The 17841-nt window shown below is 68.5% G+C and carries 19 protein-coding genes and 1 pseudogene; 8 read left to right on the top strand and 12 right to left on the bottom strand.

All coding sequences use genetic code 11. The features are described from left to right. Positions 1-982, top strand: a pseudogene (locus tag WC493_RS16505) (hypothetical protein); the annotation flags it as partial. Continuing rightward, positions 960-1514, top strand: a complete 555-nt coding sequence (rsmD, locus tag WC493_RS16500; protein WP_373066650.1) for a 16S rRNA (guanine(966)-N(2))-methyltransferase RsmD — start codon at positions 960-962, stop codon at positions 1512-1514. The pseudogene WC493_RS16505 and the gene rsmD, both read left to right, overlap by 23 nt. A 17-nt stretch (positions 1515-1531) precedes the next feature. Here the strand turns inward: rsmD and mutL are convergent, their stop codons facing one another. The 7 genes from mutL to WC493_RS16465 all read right to left on the bottom strand — a co-directional run bounded on the left by mutL (position 1532) and on the right by WC493_RS16465 (position 10311). Beyond that, on the bottom strand, positions 1532-3334 hold the full coding sequence (mutL, locus tag WC493_RS16495; protein WP_373066649.1) for a DNA mismatch repair endonuclease MutL: 1803 nt from the start codon (positions 3332-3334) through the stop codon (positions 1532-1534). A gap of 35 nt (positions 3335-3369) precedes the next feature. Then, positions 3370-4707, bottom strand: a complete 1338-nt coding sequence (locus tag WC493_RS16490) for a glucose-6-phosphate isomerase (RefSeq protein WP_373066648.1) — start codon at positions 4705-4707, stop codon at positions 3370-3372. A 142-nt stretch (positions 4708-4849) separates the two neighbouring features. Beyond that, the gene (locus tag WC493_RS16485; protein WP_373066647.1) at positions 4850-5461 is read right to left on the bottom strand and encodes a DUF3035 domain-containing protein; all 612 of its coding nucleotides are present in this window, start codon (positions 5459-5461) and stop codon (positions 4850-4852) included. 2 nt (positions 5462-5463) lie between these two features. After that, positions 5464-5970 carry a signal peptidase II gene (gene lspA, locus WC493_RS16480; protein WP_373066645.1) on the bottom strand — a complete coding sequence of 169 codons (507 nt, stop codon included), beginning with the start codon at positions 5968-5970 and terminating at the stop codon, positions 5464-5466. Next, positions 5963-8791: an isoleucine--tRNA ligase gene (gene ileS, locus WC493_RS16475; RefSeq protein WP_373066644.1), complete on the bottom strand. Its 2829-nt coding sequence runs from the start codon at positions 8789-8791 to the stop codon at positions 5963-5965. The genes lspA and ileS overlap by 8 nt, the downstream gene beginning before the upstream one ends. 105 nt (positions 8792-8896) lie before the next feature. Next, on the bottom strand, positions 8897-9856 hold the full coding sequence (locus tag WC493_RS16470; protein ID WP_373066643.1) for a bifunctional riboflavin kinase/FAD synthetase: 960 nt from the start codon (positions 9854-9856) through the stop codon (positions 8897-8899). Between the two features lie 14 nt (positions 9857-9870). Next, complete coding sequence (locus WC493_RS16465; protein WP_373066642.1) at positions 9871-10311, bottom strand: MaoC family dehydratase; 441 nt, start codon at positions 10309-10311, stop codon at positions 9871-9873. Between the two features lie 177 nt (positions 10312-10488). On the opposite strand from WC493_RS16465, the gene WC493_RS16460 reads away from it, so the two are divergent. The 3 genes from WC493_RS16460 to WC493_RS16450 are packed head-to-tail and all read left to right on the top strand — an operon-like array spanning position 10489 to position 12508. Continuing rightward, complete coding sequence (locus tag WC493_RS16460; RefSeq protein WP_373066641.1) at positions 10489-10875, top strand: response regulator; 387 nt, start codon at positions 10489-10491, stop codon at positions 10873-10875. A 10-nt stretch (positions 10876-10885) separates the two neighbouring features. Then, a complete protein-coding gene (locus WC493_RS16455; protein WP_373066639.1) occupies positions 10886-11626 on the top strand; it encodes a protein phosphatase CheZ in 741 nt (246 codons plus the stop codon). Between the two features lie 33 nt (positions 11627-11659). After that, positions 11660-12508 (top strand): class I SAM-dependent methyltransferase, encoded by an 849-nt coding sequence (locus tag WC493_RS16450; protein WP_373066638.1) that lies wholly within the window; start codon positions 11660-11662, stop codon positions 12506-12508. Here the strand turns inward: WC493_RS16450 and WC493_RS16445 are convergent. Genes WC493_RS16445 through WC493_RS16435 form a run of 3 tightly spaced genes read right to left on the bottom strand, consistent with a single transcriptional unit; the run spans position 12470 to position 14970 of the window. Further along, a complete protein-coding gene (locus WC493_RS16445; RefSeq protein WP_373066637.1) occupies positions 12470-13318 on the bottom strand; it encodes a TIGR01459 family HAD-type hydrolase in 849 nt (282 codons plus the stop codon). The genes WC493_RS16450 and WC493_RS16445 overlap by 39 nt on opposite strands. 12 nt (positions 13319-13330) lie before the next feature. Then, positions 13331-13612, bottom strand: a complete 282-nt coding sequence (locus WC493_RS16440; RefSeq protein ID WP_373066636.1) for a hypothetical protein — start codon at positions 13610-13612, stop codon at positions 13331-13333. 11 nt (positions 13613-13623) lie between these two features. Beyond that, complete coding sequence (locus tag WC493_RS16435) at positions 13624-14970, bottom strand: C69 family dipeptidase (RefSeq protein ID WP_373066635.1); 1347 nt, start codon at positions 14968-14970, stop codon at positions 13624-13626. A 79-nt stretch (positions 14971-15049) separates the two neighbouring features. Between WC493_RS16435 and WC493_RS16430 the strand changes: the two genes are divergently transcribed. The 3 genes from WC493_RS16430 to WC493_RS16420 are packed head-to-tail and all read left to right on the top strand — an operon-like array spanning position 15050 to position 16426. Continuing rightward, positions 15050-15541, top strand: a complete 492-nt coding sequence (locus WC493_RS16430) for a glutathione peroxidase (protein WP_373066633.1) — start codon at positions 15050-15052, stop codon at positions 15539-15541. 52 nt (positions 15542-15593) lie between these two features. Then, positions 15594-16079 carry a peroxiredoxin gene (locus tag WC493_RS16425; RefSeq protein ID WP_373066632.1) on the top strand — a complete coding sequence of 162 codons (486 nt, stop codon included), beginning with the start codon at positions 15594-15596 and terminating at the stop codon, positions 16077-16079. 26 nt (positions 16080-16105) lie between these two features. Beyond that, positions 16106-16426, top strand: a complete 321-nt coding sequence (locus tag WC493_RS16420; protein WP_373066630.1) for a nucleoside triphosphate pyrophosphohydrolase family protein — start codon at positions 16106-16108, stop codon at positions 16424-16426. 4 nt (positions 16427-16430) lie between these two features. Here WC493_RS16420 and rnhA read toward each other — a convergent pair whose 3' ends face one another. Further along, on the bottom strand, positions 16431-16853 hold the full coding sequence (gene rnhA, locus WC493_RS16415; RefSeq protein ID WP_373066629.1) for a ribonuclease HI: 423 nt from the start codon (positions 16851-16853) through the stop codon (positions 16431-16433). 7 nt (positions 16854-16860) lie between these two features. Continuing rightward, positions 16861-17829: a homoserine kinase gene (locus tag WC493_RS16410; RefSeq protein WP_373066652.1), complete on the bottom strand. Its 969-nt coding sequence runs from the start codon at positions 17827-17829 to the stop codon at positions 16861-16863. Positions 17830-17841 lie beyond the last annotated feature (12 nt).

Raw genomic sequence — 17841 nt, 5'->3', positions numbered from 1 at the left:
CCTGACCGAGGGCAAGAACCGCGAGATCCGCAAGGTGCTGGAACACCTGGGGCTGTCGGTCAACCGGCTGCAGCGGGTGTCCTACGGCCCCTTCGACCTCGGCAAGCTGGAACTCGGCGACGTGGCACCAGTGGCCGGCGTCATGGTCGACAAGATCCTGCGCGGCGAGGAAGTGACCTTCGAGACCCCGGCCCGCCTGGCGCGTCAGGCCCCCGCGCGGGACGAGGCGGGCGAGGACAAGCCGGCGCCGAAGCGCGGCCGTGCACCGGCGGACGGCAAGCGTCCGGCAAGGGATGGCGACGCCAAGCCGATGCGCGGCCGGGCCGCCTCCGGCAGCCGTGACGCCGAGATGCCGGAAGGCCGGGGCGGCGCCCGGAAGCCGGGTGGCAAACCGCCGCTACGCCGTAGCGAGGGGCCGGACGAGGCCAGACCGCCGCGCGGCCGGGGCCCGGCGCGCAGTGCCGATGCGGCCGACGGCCGGAGCGGCCGCAAGCTGGACGAGACCAAGCCACCGCGCGGCCGCGCGCCTGCGGCAGGCAAGCGTCCGTCAGGGGACGGTGACGCCAAGCCGTTGCGGGGCAGGGCACCGGCCGGCGGCCGTGACCGGCAGGGGCCGGACAGCGGTCTCCGCGGGCCGAAATCGGGCGATGCCCGTCCCGCCCGGGGCAAGGCGCCGCTGGTGGTCGCCCCCGATGCCGACGGCACGGACGGCAAACCCTGGGCGGGCAAAGCCGCCCGCCGGCCGGCGCCGGAAGATCGGCCGTTCCGCGCCAAGGCCGCCGAGGGCAAACCGCCACGCAAGCCGGCAGGCGCAAGGCAGTCTTCGGCCAGGTCCGAAGAAGGGGCTCACGCGCCCCGTGGCAAGCCGGGCGACGGGCCACGCGGCGCCAAGCCGGGCGGAAAGACCCCGGGTGGCAAGGCACCGGGCGGCAGGGCACCGGGCGGCGGGAGGGGCGGCAATGCGCATCGTCGCCGGCCGTAACAAGGGCCGCGTGCTGGCCACGCCGGAGGACCGTTCGGTGCGGCCCTCGGCCGACCGGCTGCGCGAGGCCGTGTTCTCCATGCTGGGCGCCCGGGTGCCGCCGCTGCCGCAGGACGCCCGCGTGCTCGACGTCTTCGCCGGTACCGGGGCGATGGGGCTCGAAGCCCTGTCGCGCGGAGCCGCCCGCGTGGTGCTGATCGAGAAGGATGGCGCCGCGCTCCGCCTGATCGCCGAAAACGTGAAGCGGCTGCGGGGCGAGGGCACCTGCAGCGTGCTGGGCCGCGATGCCACGGCACCGGGCAAGCCGCCGCCGGGCTTTACCGCCGATCTCGCCTTCCTCGATCCGCCCTATGCGAAGGGCCTGAACGAGGCGGCCCTGGCGGCTTTGCTGCGCGAGGGCTGGCTCGCCCCGGGCGCCCTGGTGGTCGCCGAGCACGACGGGCGGGAAGATCCGGTCTGGCCGGCGGGCTTCACGGTCGAAGACCGGCGGCGCTACGGCAAGGGCGCGGTGACCTTCCTGGTCAGGGACTGAGGTTCGGGGACTGAGGCTCAGCGCCGCCCGAACAGGCGTTCGATGTCGGGCAGTTTCAGTTCGACATAGGTCGGACGGCCGTGGTTGCACTGGCCGGAATGGGGCGTCGCCTCCATCTCGCGAAGAAGGGCGTCCATCTCGGGATAGGTCAGGCGGCGGCCGGCGCGCACCGACGAATGGCAGGCCAGGGTACCGCAAACGTCGGCCAGTTTCTCGTCCAGGGCGAAGCCGTCGCCCATTTCGGCGATCTCGTCCGCGAGGTCGCGGATCAGGCCGGGGACGTCGGCCTTGCCGAGCAGCGCGGGCGTTTCCCGCACCACCACGGCGCCCGCGCCGAAAGGCTCCACCACCAGGCCGAGGCGGGCGAGGTCCTCGGCCTTGGCGGCGATGCGGGCGGCACCGTCGCCGTCCAGCTCGACCACTTCGGGGATCAGCAGGATCTGGCGCTTGACCCCGTCCTCGGCGGCGAGCGCCTTCTTCATCCGTTCATAGACCAGGCGCTCGTGGGCGGCATGCTGGTCGACCAACACGAGGCCGTTCCGCGTCTCGGCGACGATATAGGTCAGGTGCAACTGGCCCCGGGCGACGCCGAGCGGGCGGTCGAGGGTTTCTTCCTCCGGCCGGGTCTCGGCCGGCGCGGCGACCCCAGGGCGCGCATCCGGCGGGGCCTGGAAGGCATAGGCGGCGGTCCGCTCGGCCAGGCTCGGCCGGGAAGGCATCGTGAAGCCGCTGCTGGTGCGGGCGAAGGGCAGGGCCGGCGCCGGCTCGGCCCGGAAGGCGCCCAGCGCCGCCCCGGCGACCGTGGTGGAGGCCCTGTGTCCGGCCTCCGACAGGGCGTGGCGGAGCGCGCCGACAATGAGGCCGCGCACCAGGCCGGGGTCGCGGAAGCGCACCTCCGCCTTGGCCGGATGCACGTTGACGTCGACGAAGCGGTTGTCGAGCGTCAGGTAGAGCGCCACCGCCGGATGGCGGTCGCGGGCCAGGAAATCGGCATAGGCGCCGCGCACCGCGCCGGTCAGCAGCTTGTCCTTCACCGGCCGGCCGTTGACGAAGAGATATTGATGCGCCGCCGTCGCCCGCGCATAGGTCGGCAGGCTGGCGAATCCGGCCAGTTCCAGACCCTCGCGGGTCGCGGCGATGGTCAGGGCATTGTCGGCGAAATCGCGCCCGATCACGGCGGCGATCCGGCTGCGCCTCGCATCCTCGGGGTCGAGCGTCGCTTCCGGCGCGTAGCGAAGCGCCACCCGCGCCCCGTCCGCGAGGGTGAAGCCGACATCCGGATGGGCCAGCGCCAGGCGGCGCATGACGTCGGCCACGGCCTGGAATTCGGCCTGTTCTGTCTTCAGGAACTTGAGGCGGGCCGGGGTCGCATAGAAGAGATCATGCACCTCGACCCTGGTGCCGGCGGCCAGCGCCGCGGGCTCGAGCGGGAATTTCGCCCCGGCATCGACCCGGATCGACCAGGCTTCCGAGGCGCCCCGGGCGCGGCTCGAAATATCGAGGCGGGCGACGGCGCCGATCGAGGGCAGGGCCTCGCCGCGAAAGCCGAACCAGCGAATGGCGTCGAGATCGTCGTCCGGCAGTTTCGAAGTGGCGTGGCGTTCGACCGCGAGGGCGAGCTCGTCGGCATCCATGCCGAAACCGTCGTCGGCGACGCGGATCAGCGAGCGGCCGCCGCCCTCGATGACGACGTCGATCCGGCTCGCCCCGGCGTCGAGGGCGTTTTCGACCAGTTCCTTGACGGCGGAGGCGGGGCGTTCGACCACCTCGCCCGCGGCGATGCGGTTGGCGGTCGACTCGGGCAGGAGACGGATGCGCATGGGGCCATCATGCCCCATGCGCGGAACCAATGCAGTCAGTAGGTGCCGGCCTGGAGATACTGGCGGGTCAGCATCTTGCCCTCTTCGACCGCGGGCTGGTCGAAGGGATCGACGCCCAGGAGATGGGCCGCGATCAGCGTTTCCAGGGTGAAATGCATGAACAACCCGCCCAGGGCTTCGATGTCGAAGTTGGGGATGGTCAGTCGGCGCACCGGGCGCTTGAACTTGACCAGCGTGTCGGCCGTGGCGCGGGCCTGGGCTGCCACGACGTCGCCGATGCGGCGGCCGGCCAGGAATTCCAGCGCCGGGTCGGCGGCGAGGTCGGGGCGGATCAACGCGCCACGCCCCTTGGTCGCGAGGTCGATCACCGTGAAGAGCTTGTCGTCCGGTCCGTCGAGATAGAGCTGGAGCTGGCTGTGTTGGTCGACGGGGCCGATCGCGGTCATCGGCGTGGTGCCCTTGCCGGCCTTGCCGAGGGATTCGGCCCAGAGCTGGCGCCACCAGGCGGCCAAGCGCTCCAGCCGGTCGCCGTAGCCGATCATCACGGTCTGCTCGAGGCCGGCGTCGGAAGCGGCGATCGAGACCGCGGCGCCGATCGCGGCGGGCGCGTCGGCCGGGTTCAGGGCGTTGATGTTCTGCTCGAGCACGCGGGCGGCACCGCGGCGGAAAGCGCGGGCGTCGAGGCCCAGGATCTGCGCCGGCAGGCTGCCGATCACCGAGAGCACGGCATAGCGCCCGCCCAGGTTCGGGTCATGGTCCAGGATGGTGCAGCCGAAGCGCTCGCCGATCTGGCGCAGCAGGTTGTTCTTCGGCTCGGTCACGATGGTGATGCGGCGGCCGATGGCGTCCTGGCGGAAGCCGGCGTTTTCCAGCGCGTCGATCACGACCAGGAGCTGGGCGATCGTCTCGGACGTGCTGCCCGACTTGGAAGCGACCAGGAAATGGGTGTTCAGCGGATCGCCCGAGGCCAGCATGGCCGAGAGGCCGAGCGGGTCGAGATTGTCGAGGAAGCCCAGGCGCGGCCGGCCGGCAGGCGTGCTGAAGGGCGTCTGCACGAGCTGGGCGATCGCCTGGGGACCGAGCGAGGAACCGCCGGTGCCGAGCAGCACGACCTGCTCCGCCTCGGCCGCGATGCGCGCCGCGACGGCGGCCTGTTCATCGAGATCGTCGGTCCGGTAGGGGATGGTGAAATGGGGCAGGGCGCGGCTGCGCACCTGTTCGCGGATCACGTCCAGGGCCGCACGGGTCGCTTCCAGCTTGGCGTCGATCGACGCCGACGACACGCGCCCCCGTCCGCAGTCGTCGACGGACTGCACGAAGGCCGGCTGGGCCGGTTCGTCGACGCTGTGCAGCGGGATCAAGGACTTCTGCATGTCACTCGAACTCGTCAAAGGAGTGCGCGACCGGCTCGCGGCTCCACCGACATGGGCACCAGAATGCTTGTGGGCGATCTGGACATTGAAGAAGGCCATTTGGACCCTCGAAGGAATTCAGCCATGTGCTTGTTGCACACGGTCAGAAAACACCTTCGAGTAGTCCCGGGTTCCCTCGTTTTATCAGCGGCGTGTCGCCTGTCGTCGCCGGCAGGCCGCCGGCGGCGTTCTGGCGCAGGCGCTGGGCCTCCTGCGAGGCGTTGACCACGATGTCGGTCGGGTCGGTCGCCGGCAGGCCCAGGAGCTCGCGCGCGAAGGACTGGCTCTTGTCGACGAGAGCACCGCTCTCGCGGTTCAACGTCGCGCGGATCTGGGGATCGGCGTTGCCGGCCCCGGCCTGCGTCAGGAACTGCTGTTCGAGCGGGCCTGGCGCCGCAGCGACGCCGGTACCGACCGGGGCGCCGGCGGCGGGGCCGCCCGGCAGGGTGGCGCCGAACACGGCTTCCGAGGCACGGTGCTCGGTGTTGCCTTGCTGGGTCGGGGCGGCGCCGGGTTCGGGCGGACGCAGTGAATAGTCAGGCGGCACGACCAGGGGAGCCGCCGTGACGACGGAGAATTCATCCGGCGCCTGGGTTGCCAAGCCGAGCTTCGACCGCATGTCGCCGGAACCGTCGCAACCGGCGAGTCCGACCGTGGCGGCGATGGCACCGGCCAGCACCAGCCTCCCGCGGGTCGATCGAAGGAAGGAACTCATCTTCACCGCTCCTCTTGCGCCCGCACGGATGTCGGCTGGGCACGGAAGGCATCCAACAGCAGGAGACAGACACCGACCGTGATGCCCGAATCCGCGACATTGAAGGCCCAGAAATGATAGCCTGACAAATGGAAATCGAGAAAGTCGGCAACCGCGCCATAGGCGACACGATCGAAGGCGTTGCCGAGTGCACCGCCCGCCACGAAGGCGAGACCGGCCACCGCCACCGCCGACGCCGAACGCCACATCCAGCCGATCAGGAAGAGGGCGACCAGCACCGAAAATCCGGTCAACAAATAGCGCCCGCCGTCGTCACCCTGTTGGAACAGGCCGAAGCTGACGCCCCGATTCCATACCATGACCAGGTTAAAGAAATCGGTCACGGCGACCGGGTCCTGGCCGTCCAGCCGGCCGATCGCCGCTTCCTTCGACAGGCGGTCGAGCAGTAGGGTCAGGGCGAGCAGCCCGAGGCCCAGTACGCGACGGCGCCTGTCGATCCCCTTAGCCATGGGCGACGACCTCGTAGCAGCGATGGCACAGACCCGGATGATCGGCATGAGAACCGACTTCAGGCAAGACCATCCAGCAGCGGGCGCATTTCTCACCCTCCGCCGGGGCCGGCACGACCGCGACGCCGGCCACGTCCTCCAGCGTGAAGGCACCTTCCGGTGCCGGTCCGCCGACTAGCGTCAGCCCCGAGGTGATCGAGAGTTCGGCCATGTCGACACTTTCGGCCAGCGCCAGCAGGCCGGCATCGGCGACATGGACGGTCGGCTTCGCCTGCAGGCTGGCGCCGATCCGCTTTTCGCGCCGCTCGATCTCGAGGGCGCCGGTGACGACGCGGCGAAGGTCGCGCAGCCGCTCCCATTTCGCTGCCAGCCCGGGGTTCAGCCAGTCTTCGCCGATCGCGGGGAACTCGCGGAAATGCACGCTCTCCTCCGCGTCCGGATGGAGCGTCAGCCACGCCTCTTCCATGGTGAAGCAGAGCACGGGGGCGGCCCAGGCGGTCAGGCAGTCGAACAGAATTTCGAGCACGGTGCGGGCGGCCCGGCGGCGTAACGATCCGGGCGCATCGCAGTAGATCGCATCCTTGCGGACGTCGAAATAGAACGCCGAAAGGTCGCCGATGCAGAAATCCGTCAGCGCCATGAAGGCCCGGTGGAATTCATAGTCGCTATAACCGGCGCGCACCGCCTGGTCGAGTTCCGCCACCCGGTGCAGGACGAAACGCTCAAGCTCCGGCATCTCGGCGACCGGCAGGCGTTCCTCGGCCGTGAAGCCCGCCAGGTTGCCCAGGATGTAACGGATCGTGTTGCGGAGCTTGCGATAGACCTCCGCCTTTGCCTTCAGGATGTCGTTGTCGATCTTCAGGTCTTCGGAGAAGTCCGAAGTGGCGACCCAGAGGCGCAGGATGTCGGCGCCATATTGGTCGATCACATTCTGCGGCGCGATCGTATTGCCCAGCGACTTCGACATCTTGCGGCCCTGGCCGTCGACCACGAAGCCGTGGGTGACCACACCTTCATAGGGTGCGCGTCCGCGCGTGCCGCAGGCTTCCAGCAGCGAGGAATGGAACCAGCCGCGATGCTGGTCCGAGCCTTCGAGATAAAGCGAGGCGGGCCATTGCAGCTCCGGCCGCTGCTCGAGCACGAAGGCGTGGGTCGAGCCCGAGTCGAACCAGACGTCGAGGATGTCCATCACCTGCTCGAAATCGTCCGGATCGCGATCCGGCCCCAGGAAACGTTCGGGCTTCGAGGTGAACCAGGCATCGGCGCCTTCGGCCGCCACGGCCTCGACGATCCGCGCGTTCACCGCGGGATCGCGCAGCGGCTCGTTAGTCTTCTTGTCGACGAAGAGGGTGATCGGCACGCCCCAGGCACGCTGGCGCGAGATGACCCAGTCCGGCCGGTTGGCGATCATCGAATGGATGCGGTTCCGGCCCACGGAAGGCACCCAGCGCACCTGGTCGATCGCCGTCAGCGCCTTGTCGCGGAGACCGTTCGTCTCCATCGAGATGAACCACTGCGGCGTCGCGCGGAAGATCAGCGGGGCCTTGGAACGCCAGGAGTGGGGATAGGAATGGACCAGCTTGCCCTGGGCCAGCAGGCCGCCGGCCTCACCGATCGCGGTCAGCACGGCCGCGTTGGCATTGCCTTCCTTGCCGTTCGGCCACAGCACCTTCTTGCCGGCGAAAAGGGGCACGCCCTCGACATAGGTACCGTCCGGGCCGACCAGTTCGGGCACCGGCAGACCGTGCTTGCGGCCCAGCTCGAAGTCGTCCGCGCCGTGGCTGGGTGCTATATGGACGAAGCCCGTACCGGTATCCATGGTGACGAAGTCACCGGCCAGCACCGGGACGTCGAAATCATAGCCCTGGCCGCGCAGCGGGTGGGCGCAGATCGTCTTGAAGGCGATCTCGGAGCCGAGCATCCGGTGGCCGACGTCATAGGCGGTGATGCCGGCGGCTTTGGCCACTTCGTGCAGCAGGGGCTCGGCCACCACGATGCTCTCGCCGACCTGGGCGCGGCTGCCCTCGGCCACTTCGGTCACTTCGACGCGGACATAATCCGCATCGGCGGCGCAGGCGATGCCGCGGTTGGCCGGCATGGTCCAGGGCGTCGTGGTCCAGATCACCACCGAGGCGCCGCGGATCGCTTCGGGGCCCGAGACGACGGGGAAGCGGACGTGGATCGTGGTCGAGGTGTGGTCGTGATATTCGACCTCCGCCTCGGCCAGGGCGGTCTCTTCGACCACCGACCACATGACCGGCTTGGCGCCGCGGTAGAGGCCACCGTTCATCAGGAACTTCAGGCATTCCTCGACGATCTTGGCCTCGGCCGGGAAGGCCATGGTGGTATAGGGATTGGCCCAGTCGCCTTCGACGCCGAGGCGTCGGAATTCGGCCTTCTGCACGCCGATCCAATGCTCGGCGAAGTCCCGGCATTCCTTGCGGAATTCGGCCACGGGCACGGCGTCCTTGGACTTGCCGGCGGCACGGTACTTTTCCTCGATCTTCCATTCGATCGGCAGGCCGTGGCAGTCCCAGCCGGGGACATAGGGCGCATCCTTGCCCATCATCGACTGGCTGCGGTTGATCACGTCCTTCAGGATCTTGTTCAGCGCGGTGCCGATGTGGATGTTGCCGTTGGCATAGGGCGGGCCGTCGTGCAGGACGAATTTCTCGCGGCCCGCGCGCTGTTCGCGCAGGCGGGCGTAGATGCCGAGACGGTCCCAGCGGTCGATCAGGGCCGGCTCCTTCTTCACCAGACCCGCCTTCATCTCGAAGGGGGTGTCGGGCAGGAAGACGGTCGCCTTGTAATCGGTGGTCATGGAATAAGCCAATATGCGGGCGTGGAGGGGGCGTTCTGGCGGACCCCCGAAGGGCTGTGGTTTTATCAGTCGCGCTCCGACCCGTCCAGCCGCGGCGCCCCGCGGTCAGGCCGAAGTGCCGGTAATTCGAGTACCGGTGATGCGCCGCGCTTCGGCGCTGTCCGCCGCGATCTGGGCCTTCAGGGCGTCGAGCCCGTCGAATTTCCGCTCGGGCCGGATGAAGGCGAGCAGGCCGACCTCGATCTCGCTGCCGTAGAGGTCTTCGGCGAAATCGAAGAGATGGACTTCCAGGTTGGTGTCGGTCTTGCCGAAGGTCGGGCGCCGGCCGATGTTGGCGACGCCGGCGAACCGCCGTCCGTCGTCCAGCGTCACGGTCACGGCATAGACGCCGAGGGCGGGGCGGAGATAGTCGCCGAGGCCGAGGTTGGCGGTCGGGAAGCCGATGATGCGACCGCGCTGGTCGCCGCGCAGCACCGCCGAGCGGACCGACCAAGGCCGGCCGAGCTGGGCGGTCGCGGTGGCGAGGTCGCCCGTTTCCAAGGCCTTGCGGATGGCGCTCGAGGAATAGCTCTCGCCCGGTTTGCAGTCGTTGTCGCCCACCGGGTCGATCACGGTGACGCCGAAGCCTTCCATCTCGCCCATGTAGTTGAGGAGCGCGATGTCGCCGCTCCGCCCGTTGCCGAAGCAGAAGTCGAAGCCGACCACGAGGTGGACGATCTGCAGCGCCTCGACTAGGTAGCGGATGACGAAATCCTCCGCCGGCATGATGGCGAGATCATTCGTAAAGGGTAGCACCGCGGTGATCTCGACCCCGAGGGCGTCGAGCAGGCGGAGCTTGTCGGCCGCAGGGGTCAGGCGGAAGGGCGGGCCGTCGGGTCGGAAGAGTTGGCGCGGGTGCGGCTCGAAGGTGAGCACGCCGGAGGGCACGCCCATGGTCGCGGCGATCGCCTCCGCCTTGGCGATCAGGCTCTTATGCCCCAGGTGGACCCCGTCGAAATTGCCGACCGCCAGGACGGCGCCCTTGGCGCGCGGCGGAACCTTGTCCAGGCGGTCGACGATCAGCATGGGTGGCTTGCGGCTCAGACTGCGACCGGGCGGCCGGGGACCATGATGGTGGCTTCGCCTTCGACCACGACCTTGCCGCGCACGGTGCAGGTGGTCGAGAAGACGGCCCGCTTCTTTTCGGGCACCAGTTCGATCACTTTGGCTTCGGCCACCACGGTATCGCCGATCTTCACCGGCGCCTTGAAGCGCAGGGTCTGGCCGACATAGATGGCGCCAGGGCCGGGCAGCTTGGTGCCCAGCACGGCCGAGATCAGGCCGGCCGACAACATGCCATGGGCGATTCGCTCCTTGAAGGGCGTGGTCGCGGCATATTCGGCGTCGAGGTGGACCGGGTTGGTGTCGCCCGACACGCCGGAGAACATCAGGATGTCCGCTTCCGAGATCGTCTTCGAGAAGGCCGCACTCTGGCCGAGCGAGAGATCTTCGAAGTAGTAGCCGTGATACGCAGTCATCATCAGCCCTTTCCTTGGCCGGCGTCGAGCCCGGGACCTTAATGGGGCGCCGAAGCCGGCGCAAGCGAGCGAAGAGACGGCCTCCCGGCGGTTTACCGTTTCTTAGCCGAAATGCCACACGATCGGGCCGAGCGGCGCCTTCGGGCCCGGCGAGAGAAGAATTCGAGAGGCGTCACCGTCATGGCAGTCGACCTGCAAATGCCCATCCTGATCGTCGACGATTACAAGACGATGTTGCGCATCATCCGTAACCTTCTGAAGCAGCTCGGCTTCGACAACGTGGACGAAGCGACCGACGGCCAACAGGCGTTGGTCCGCCTGAAGGCCAAACCCTACGGCCTGATCATCTCGGATTGGAACATGGAGCCGATGACCGGCTACGAGCTTCTGAAACAGGTGCGTGGCGACGATAGCCTGAAGAAGACACCCTTCATCATGATCACGGCTGAATCGAAGACCGAGAACGTGATCGCGGCGAAGCAGGCGGGCGTGAACAACTATATCGTGAAGCCGTTCAACGCCGAGACGCTGAAGGCGAAGATGCGCGCCGTCCTCGGCGAATTCTGAGGGCGGCGCCATGGTGCCCGAAGCCCTCAGTACGCAAGTCGGTGCCCTGGTCGACCACCTGCGCCGGCGCACGGAAAGCCCCAGCCTGGTCGAGGTCGCCTCGGTCACAGAAGTGCTGATCGCAACCATGCAGGCCTATTTCCGCTCGATCGATACTTCGATCTACCGCGAATTTCGGGCCCTGTCGGATTATATCGCCAGGGCCAGGGGGGAGATCGCCTCACTCCGCCCGGGCGATCTCAAGAACGAGCGTCTGCCGCGCGCGGGGCGTGAGCTCGAAGCCATCGTCCGCTCGACCGAGGACGCCACCAACCGCATCATGGCCGCCGCCGAGGCGATCATGGCGGGGGACACGGCCGACCAGAAGGCCTATGCCGACCTGGTTTCGACCCGTTGCATGGAGATCTTCGAAGCCTGTTCCTTCCAGGACATCACCGGCCAGCGCATCTCGAAGGTGGTCGAGACCCTGACCTATATCGAAGACCGGGTGAGCCGGCTGAAGGACGCCCTGGGCGCCGAACTGGCTGATGCGCCGAGGCCGGCGGACGAGACACGCGCAGGCGATGCCGCTCTGCTGAACGGCCCGTCCCTGGAGGGCGAGGGAATCGGTCAGCACGACGTCGACAAACTGTTCGCGTCCGAGGCGGCTGCCGAATCGCCCCCCGAAGCTGCGCCGGCACCGGCCGCGGCACCCGCGCTACCGGCAGGAACCAAGGCGAGTCAGGCGGACATCGACGCCCTGTTCGACTGAGCCTATGCTCCTCCGCGTGCGCGGGAGGAAACAGTGTCGGTGGAGCTGCACGGGGTCTCTGAAACCCTGCTCATACCCCTCTATGCCCAGTGGCGCGAAAACCGCCGCGACCATCCCCTGCTGCGCGACCGCAAGGTGGACGACATCGTCGGGCGTCTGAGTCCCAGTTTCGACAAATTCATGCCGAGTCAGTTCGACCGGGTGATCATCATCCTGCGCAAGCGGGTGATCGACCGGATCGTGGCGGGCCACATGCGCCACAACCGTGGCCATGCGGCGGTGATCAACCTCGGCTGCGGCCTGTGCACCCGCTTCGACCGGATCGACGACGGCCAGGTCGACTGGTACGACGTCGACTTGGGCGCGGTCGCCCCGGTCTGGCAGGCCGCCTTCACCGGCCATTCGCCCCGGCGCCACTTCGTCGAGGCCTCGATCGACAAGCCGCATTGCCTGGACGGCATCGAACTGGCGCCGGAAACGGTGCCCATCGTCGTGCTCGAGGGCGTCTCGATGTATCTCTCTGAGGACAAGATGAAGGCCCTGGCGCGCCGGATCGCCCATCGCTTTCCGGGGGCCACCTTCGTGTTCGACGCCATGGCCTCCTGGGTCGCGCTGGGTTCGGCCTTCTATCCCAGCATCGCGGTCACGGGCTCGCGCTTCAGCTGGGGCCTGGATCGGCCGAAATCTTGCGAATCCTGGGGCAGGGACTTCCGCCTCCAGCAGGACGAGCCCCTGGCCCGCCATCTCGCCGCCGTCTACGGCCTGTTCGGCTGGTTCGGCCGGCTCAACCCGATGGCGCGCAGCGCCTATCGGGTCGTCGTGCTCAGGACCGGCCGGCCGCCCTCACCAGCGAAGCCGGTCGATCGCGGCGGCCACGCTTAGCTGGCGCTCGGCCAGGGCCGCGGTCAGGCGGGCGGGGTCGGGCGGGTCGCCCCAGATCGAGGCGTGGACGCCGCCGGTCACCAGCAATGCCGGAATGTTCTGGGCATTGGCGCCCGGGATGTCGGTCTCGATGCCGTCGCCGACCGCCAGGGTCTCGCCCGGTGCCGTCCCCAGCAGGCCCAGGCTGCGGCTGTAGACCGAAGGGTAGGGCTTGCCGTGCCACTCGACCGTACCGCCCATTTCTTCGTAGAGGGCGGCGACGGCGCCGGCGCAGGGGATCACGTCGGCGCCACGCTTCACGATCCGGTCCGGATTGGCGCAGACGAGCGCCAGCCCGCGGGACAGGGCGGCCTCGAGGAGCGGGCGATAATCTTCGGCTGTCTCTCGTTCGTCGTCGACGAGGCCGGTGCAGACCAGGGCCTCGGCGGCATCGAGATCGTCGGTCAGGGTGACGTTCAGGCCCTCGTAGATCGGCAGGTCGCGTTCCGGCCCGACATGCCAGAGGTGGCGGTATCCCGCGGCCGCCAGGGCGTCGCGGGTGACATCGCCCGAGGTCACGATGAAGTCATAGAGTTCGCGCGGCACGCCCAGGCGATCGAGCTGCAGGCGCACCACCGCCGACGGCCGCGGCGCGTTGGAGAGCATGACGACTCCGGCCCGGCGGCCGTCCCGGAAGCGGGCCAGCGCGTCGACCGCGTCGGGGAAGGCGGCGATGCCGTTGTGCATCACCCCCCAGAGATCGACGACGGCACCGCGGGCGGCAGCGAGCAGCGGACCGGCATGGCCCACCAGATTGACATCAGGAAGCATGGAAACTCTCGATCAATTGTCACGTGCGACGCGGCGGGCCAAGCTCAACTTCAGCTCGGCCAGTTCCTTCAGGGTCTCGGCGTGGCTGCGGCGCAGAAGCTCGATCTCGCCGAGAAGGTCGTTGCGGTCGCCCGCCCGCAGCACCAGCACATGGGCCTGGAGGGCGGCGAAGAAGATGCCGACGCCGACCAGCGTGGCATCGACCGCGGGGAAGAAGTCGTGCACCGCGAAACCCGCGGCACTGGCGACGAGGGCGTAGGAAACTACCAGTAAGGCTTGAATGGGCAGAGGCATGTCGGTTCACGTCATCCAGGCCGGGCGGCCGCGCGCCGCTCCAGACGGTGCCAATGATAGCGGAAAATCAGCCCAGGCGGCCGCAGGATCGGCGCCGCTTCGGCGAGACGGGTCCAGCGCGCCAGGGCATCCTCGGCGACATCCCAGGCCGCGCGCGAAACATCGGCGAGCAGGCGGCGGCGTTCTGCCGCGGAGCGGTCGGCCACGAGGTCGCGCAATTTCTCGATCTCGGCACACAGCGCCGATTCGAGGGCGTCGCGCGCCGGGCCGTAGACGGCGAGGCGGTTGGCATGGTCGCGCATGACGGCGCGGTGCAGCCGCTCCTGCCGCCACCACAGGCAGGCGGGATCCGCCTTCGCCGTCGGCGCCGGTTCCTCGGCCGGCATCCCGGCCTCGATGAAGAAGGGGCGGAACAGCGCGGTGCAGGGGGCCGAGCCGCCGGTCGCCCAGATCAGCGGCAGGTGGCGGTCCAGCGCCGCGACCAGGCTCATCGTCGTCTGGGCGGCGCGGCGGATCGGGCCGGCGCTGGCATGGGCGCAGATCGCGTCCGGGAACAGGGCGCCGGTGCGCGGCCGGCCGTCGCCATGGTCGCGCAGCACCGCCATCAGGTCGGCCGGCACGATGTCCCCCGGCTTTCGCCCGATCAGGGCGCAGGCCCGGGCCGCCCGCTGGCGCCCGCGCGCTGCCCAGCGCTTCACCGGCTCGCCGAAGGCGGCGGCGAAATCGAAGGGCTCCTGACCCTTCCACCAGCCGCGATCGCGGGCGAAATCCTTGGCGTCGCGGGACAGGCGGTCGAAGCGGCTGCCGATCGAATAGGCGTTGGAAATGGCCCGCGTCTCTGTCACCCGCTGCAGCGCCCAATGGCGGCCGGCGCATTCGAGGACGAAGGCTTCGCGAGGATCGGCGATCAGGAAGGCGCTGTCGTAATGAAAGCGCTTGCTGTGGCCGCCGTCGCCGCCCTGGCCGTGGCGTTCGACCAGGGCGATCAGGACATTGACCGCTTCGTCGGCGCTGCGCGCCCGTTCGAGGCCGAGGCGCACCAGGTCCATGCCGGTCAGGCCGGGACAGGGATCGGGCGGCAGGCGGGAGAATACGGCTTCGTTGCCGATGGCCATGCCATGTTCGTTCACCCCCATCTCCGCCCCCCACATCCAATAGGGGCGGCAGAGCAGGGTGGCCGCGGTCTCATAGACTTCGGGCAGGGACAGATAGGTGGCGTGAAGGAGCGACCCCGGCGCCGCCATGCGGCGGGGCCTGATCTCGATCGCCTGCGCCTCGCTGCCTTCGCGGTCGCTGTTCTTGGCGAACAGCATCGACCCGCCCGACACGGCCGGCGGCACCACCATGGTGTCGCACATCACGCTTCTCCTCTGCCCTTGAAATAACAGGCCGGCCGGCTTCTTTCTATGGGGCCTTGGACAGAAGCGGGAGGACCAGATGGCCAACGCGCATGATTTCACCTTTTCCGGACTGACGGGCGGCGAAATCCGCCTGAGCGATTTCGCCGGCAAGCCGGTTCTGGTGGTCAATACCGCCTCGGCCTGCGGGCTGACGCCGCAATACGAGGGACTCGAAGCGCTCTATCGGAAGTATGGTGGCAAGGGTCTCGTCGTGCTCGGCGTGCCGTCCAACGATTTCGGCGCCCAGGAGCCGGGCACGGAGGCCGAGATCAAGACTTTCTGCGAGAGCCGTTTCGCGGTCGATTTCCCGATGACGGCGAAACAGGTGGTGAGCGGCCACGGCGCCCACCCCTTCTACCGCTGGGCCGCGGTCGAGCTGGGCGAGGCGGGCACGCCCAAGTGGAACTTCCACAAATATCTGATCGCACCCGACGGCTCGATCGCGGGCAATTTCGGCTCCCGCACGGCGCCCGAGGCGCCGGAGATCGTCGCCGCGATCGAGGCGGCCTTGGCGACCGCCGGGGCTTGAGGCTTAATGCGCGGGCCGCGTCGACGACCGGCCCAGAACGACGGAGACGACCATGACCATCCAGGTTGGCGACCAGCTTCCCGACGCGACTTTCATGACCCTGACCGAAAAGGGTCCGGCGCCGATTCCCTCCGCTGAACTGTTCGGCGGCAAGACGGTGGTGCTCTTCGCCCTGCCGGGCGCCTTCACGCCGACCTGTTCGGCCAAGCATGTGCCGAGCTATGTCGCCCATGCCGACGAACTGAAGTCCAAGGGCGTCGATACCATCGCCTGCCTCTCGGTCAACGACGCCTTCGTGATGGGCGCCTGGGGCAAGGACCAGAAGGTCGGCGACAAGATCCTGATGCTGGCCGACGGCAACGGCGATTTCACCAAGAAGCTCGGCCTCGAACTGGACCTGGCCGGTTTCGGCATGGGGCTCCGCTCCAAGCGTTATGCCCTGGTCGCCAAGGACGGCAAGGTGGTCTCGCTCTCGGTCGAGCCCAATCCTTCGGCCATGGATGTCTCCTCGGCCCAGGCCGTGCTGGCCTCGCTCTGACGCCGTAACGCCGAAGGTCGCCGTCGATGGATCTCGAAGAGTATCAGGCGTTCACCCCGACGACGGCGGTCTATCCGGCCGACCGGGCGCTCGAATATCTCGGCCTCGGCCTCGCCTCGGAAGCAGGCGAGGTCGCGGGCGTGGTGAAAAAATGGATCCGCGACGGCGCCGCACCCGAGGTCCTGCGCGAGAAACTGGCGGCGGAGCTGGGCGACGTCTGCTGGTACCTGGCCCAGCTCTGCAATGAGGTGGGTCTCGACCTGGGCGAGGTCTTCGCCGCCAACATGGCCAAGCTTAAGGACCGCCAGGCCCGCGGCAAGATCGCGGGCTCTGGCGACCACCGCTGAGCGGTCAGCGCGGGGTCGCCGCCCGGGCCAGGGCGTCGACCCGTTCGTTCAGGGGATCGCCGGCATGGCCCTTGACCCAGCGCCACTCGATCCGGTGGGTGCTGGCGATGGCGTCCAGGCGACGCCACAGATCCTCGTTCTTCACCGGCTTCTTGTCGGCTGTCTTCCAGCCGTTCCGCTTCCAGCCGATGATCCACTTGGTGATGCCGTCCATCACATAGCGGCTGTCGGTGAAGAGGCGGACCTCGGAGGCGCGCGTCAGGGCTTCGAGGGCGACGATCGCCGCCATCAGTTCCATGCGGTTGTTGGTGGTCGCCGCCTCGCCGCCGGAGAGTTCCTTCTCGACGCCGCGGAAACGCAGCACGGCACCCCAGCCGCCCGGGCCGGGATTGCCGGAACAGGCGCCGTCGGTGTGAATTTCGACCATGTCGTCCTCAGTCAAGGGCGAGGCCATAGGTCTCGGGCCCCGGTGCCGCGGCGTGGAAGCGCAGCTTGGTGAAATATTCGAGCGGGTCCTTGGGCCGGACCAGGGCGCCCGGCACCTGGTTCAGCCAGTCGTAGAGCCGGGTCAGCAGGAAGCGCAAAGCCGCCCCACGGCAGAGCAGGGGCAGCGCCGCGACTTCGTCGCGCGACAGGGGGCGTTCCGCGACATAGGCGCGCGAGAGCGCCATCGCCTTGGTCGCGTTGAAGGCGCCGTCCGGCTCGAAACACCAAGCGTTCAGGCAGATCGCCAGGTCGTAGGCATAGAAGTCGTCGCAGGCGAAATAGAAGTCGATCAAGCCCGAAACGTCGTCGCCCATGAAGAAGACATTGTCGGGGAAGAGATCGGCATGGATCACGCCCGACGGCAGGTGCTTCGGCCAATGGCGTTCGAGATGGGCGAATTCGCCGGTGATCGTCTCGGCCAGGCCGGGTTTCACCGTGTCCGCCATCGCCTTGCAGTCGTCGACCAGGCGGTGCCAGCCGGCAACCGAAAGGGCATTCGCCCGGCGGATCGAAAAGCCCTCTCCGGCCCGGTGCAGGCGGGCGAGGGCGGTGCCCACGCTGGCGCATTGCGCGACATTGGGGCGGCGCGGCGAAATCCCGGTCAGGAAGGAGACGATCACCGCCGGCCGGTCGGCCAGGCGGCGCAGCGCCTTGCCGTCGCGCCCATGGATCGGCGTCGGGCAGGACAGGCCGGCGGCGGCCAGATGGTCCATGAGGCCGATGAAGAAGGGCAGGTCGGCCGACGCCACGCGCTTCTCGAACAGGGTCAGGATGAAGCGCCCGCGCGTCGTCTCCAGCAGGAAGTTGGAATTCTCCACCCCTTCGGCGATGCCCTTGAAGGAGAGCAGGTCACCCAGGGCGTAATCGCCCAGGAAAGCGGCGAGGGCGGTGTCGTCGACGTCGGTATAGACAGCCATGGCGGGGTCAGG

This window comes from Zavarzinia sp. (genome assembly GCF_041650655.1).
Lineage (GTDB): Bacteria > Pseudomonadota > Alphaproteobacteria > Zavarziniales > Zavarziniaceae > Zavarzinia.
The sequence above is the reverse complement of the archived record's forward strand: the minus strand, read 5'-3'. Positions and strand labels throughout refer to the sequence as shown.

Bases quoted from the DNA above. Each gene is read 5' to 3' on its own strand.
- rsmD (WP_373066650.1), top strand. From the start codon at position 960: ATGCGCATCGTCGCCGGCCGTAACAAGGGCCGCGTGCTGGCCACGCCG.
- mutL (WP_373066649.1), bottom strand. From the start codon at position 3,334: ATGCGCATCCGTCTCCTGCCCGAGTCGACCGCCAACCGCATCGCCGCG.
- WC493_RS16490 (WP_373066648.1), bottom strand. From the start codon at position 4,707: ATGCAGAAGTCCTTGATCCCGCTGCACAGCGTCGACGAACCGGCCCAG.
- WC493_RS16485 (WP_373066647.1), bottom strand. From the start codon at position 5,461: ATGAGTTCCTTCCTTCGATCGACCCGCGGGAGGCTGGTGCTGGCCGGT.
- lspA (WP_373066645.1), bottom strand. From the start codon at position 5,970: ATGGCTAAGGGGATCGACAGGCGCCGTCGCGTACTGGGCCTCGGGCTG.
- ileS (WP_373066644.1), bottom strand. From the start codon at position 8,791: ATGACCACCGATTACAAGGCGACCGTCTTCCTGCCCGACACCCCCTTC.
- WC493_RS16470 (WP_373066643.1), bottom strand. From the start codon at position 9,856: ATGCTGATCGTCGACCGCCTGGACAAGGTTCCGCCGCGCGCCAAGGGC.
- WC493_RS16465 (WP_373066642.1), bottom strand. From the start codon at position 10,311: ATGATGACTGCGTATCACGGCTACTACTTCGAAGATCTCTCGCTCGGC.
- WC493_RS16460 (WP_373066641.1), top strand. From the start codon at position 10,489: ATGGCAGTCGACCTGCAAATGCCCATCCTGATCGTCGACGATTACAAG.
- WC493_RS16455 (WP_373066639.1), top strand. From the start codon at position 10,886: ATGGTGCCCGAAGCCCTCAGTACGCAAGTCGGTGCCCTGGTCGACCAC.
- WC493_RS16445 (WP_373066637.1), bottom strand. From the start codon at position 13,318: ATGCTTCCTGATGTCAATCTGGTGGGCCATGCCGGTCCGCTGCTCGCT.
- WC493_RS16440 (WP_373066636.1), bottom strand. From the start codon at position 13,612: ATGCCTCTGCCCATTCAAGCCTTACTGGTAGTTTCCTACGCCCTCGTC.
- WC493_RS16435 (WP_373066635.1), bottom strand. From the start codon at position 14,970: ATGTGCGACACCATGGTGGTGCCGCCGGCCGTGTCGGGCGGGTCGATG.
- WC493_RS16430 (WP_373066633.1), top strand. From the start codon at position 15,050: ATGGCCAACGCGCATGATTTCACCTTTTCCGGACTGACGGGCGGCGAA.
- WC493_RS16425 (WP_373066632.1), top strand. From the start codon at position 15,594: ATGACCATCCAGGTTGGCGACCAGCTTCCCGACGCGACTTTCATGACC.
- WC493_RS16420 (WP_373066630.1), top strand. From the start codon at position 16,106: ATGGATCTCGAAGAGTATCAGGCGTTCACCCCGACGACGGCGGTCTAT.
- rnhA (WP_373066629.1), bottom strand. From the start codon at position 16,853: ATGGTCGAAATTCACACCGACGGCGCCTGTTCCGGCAATCCCGGCCCG.
- WC493_RS16410 (WP_373066652.1), bottom strand. From the start codon at position 17,829: ATGGCTGTCTATACCGACGTCGACGACACCGCCCTCGCCGCTTTCCTG.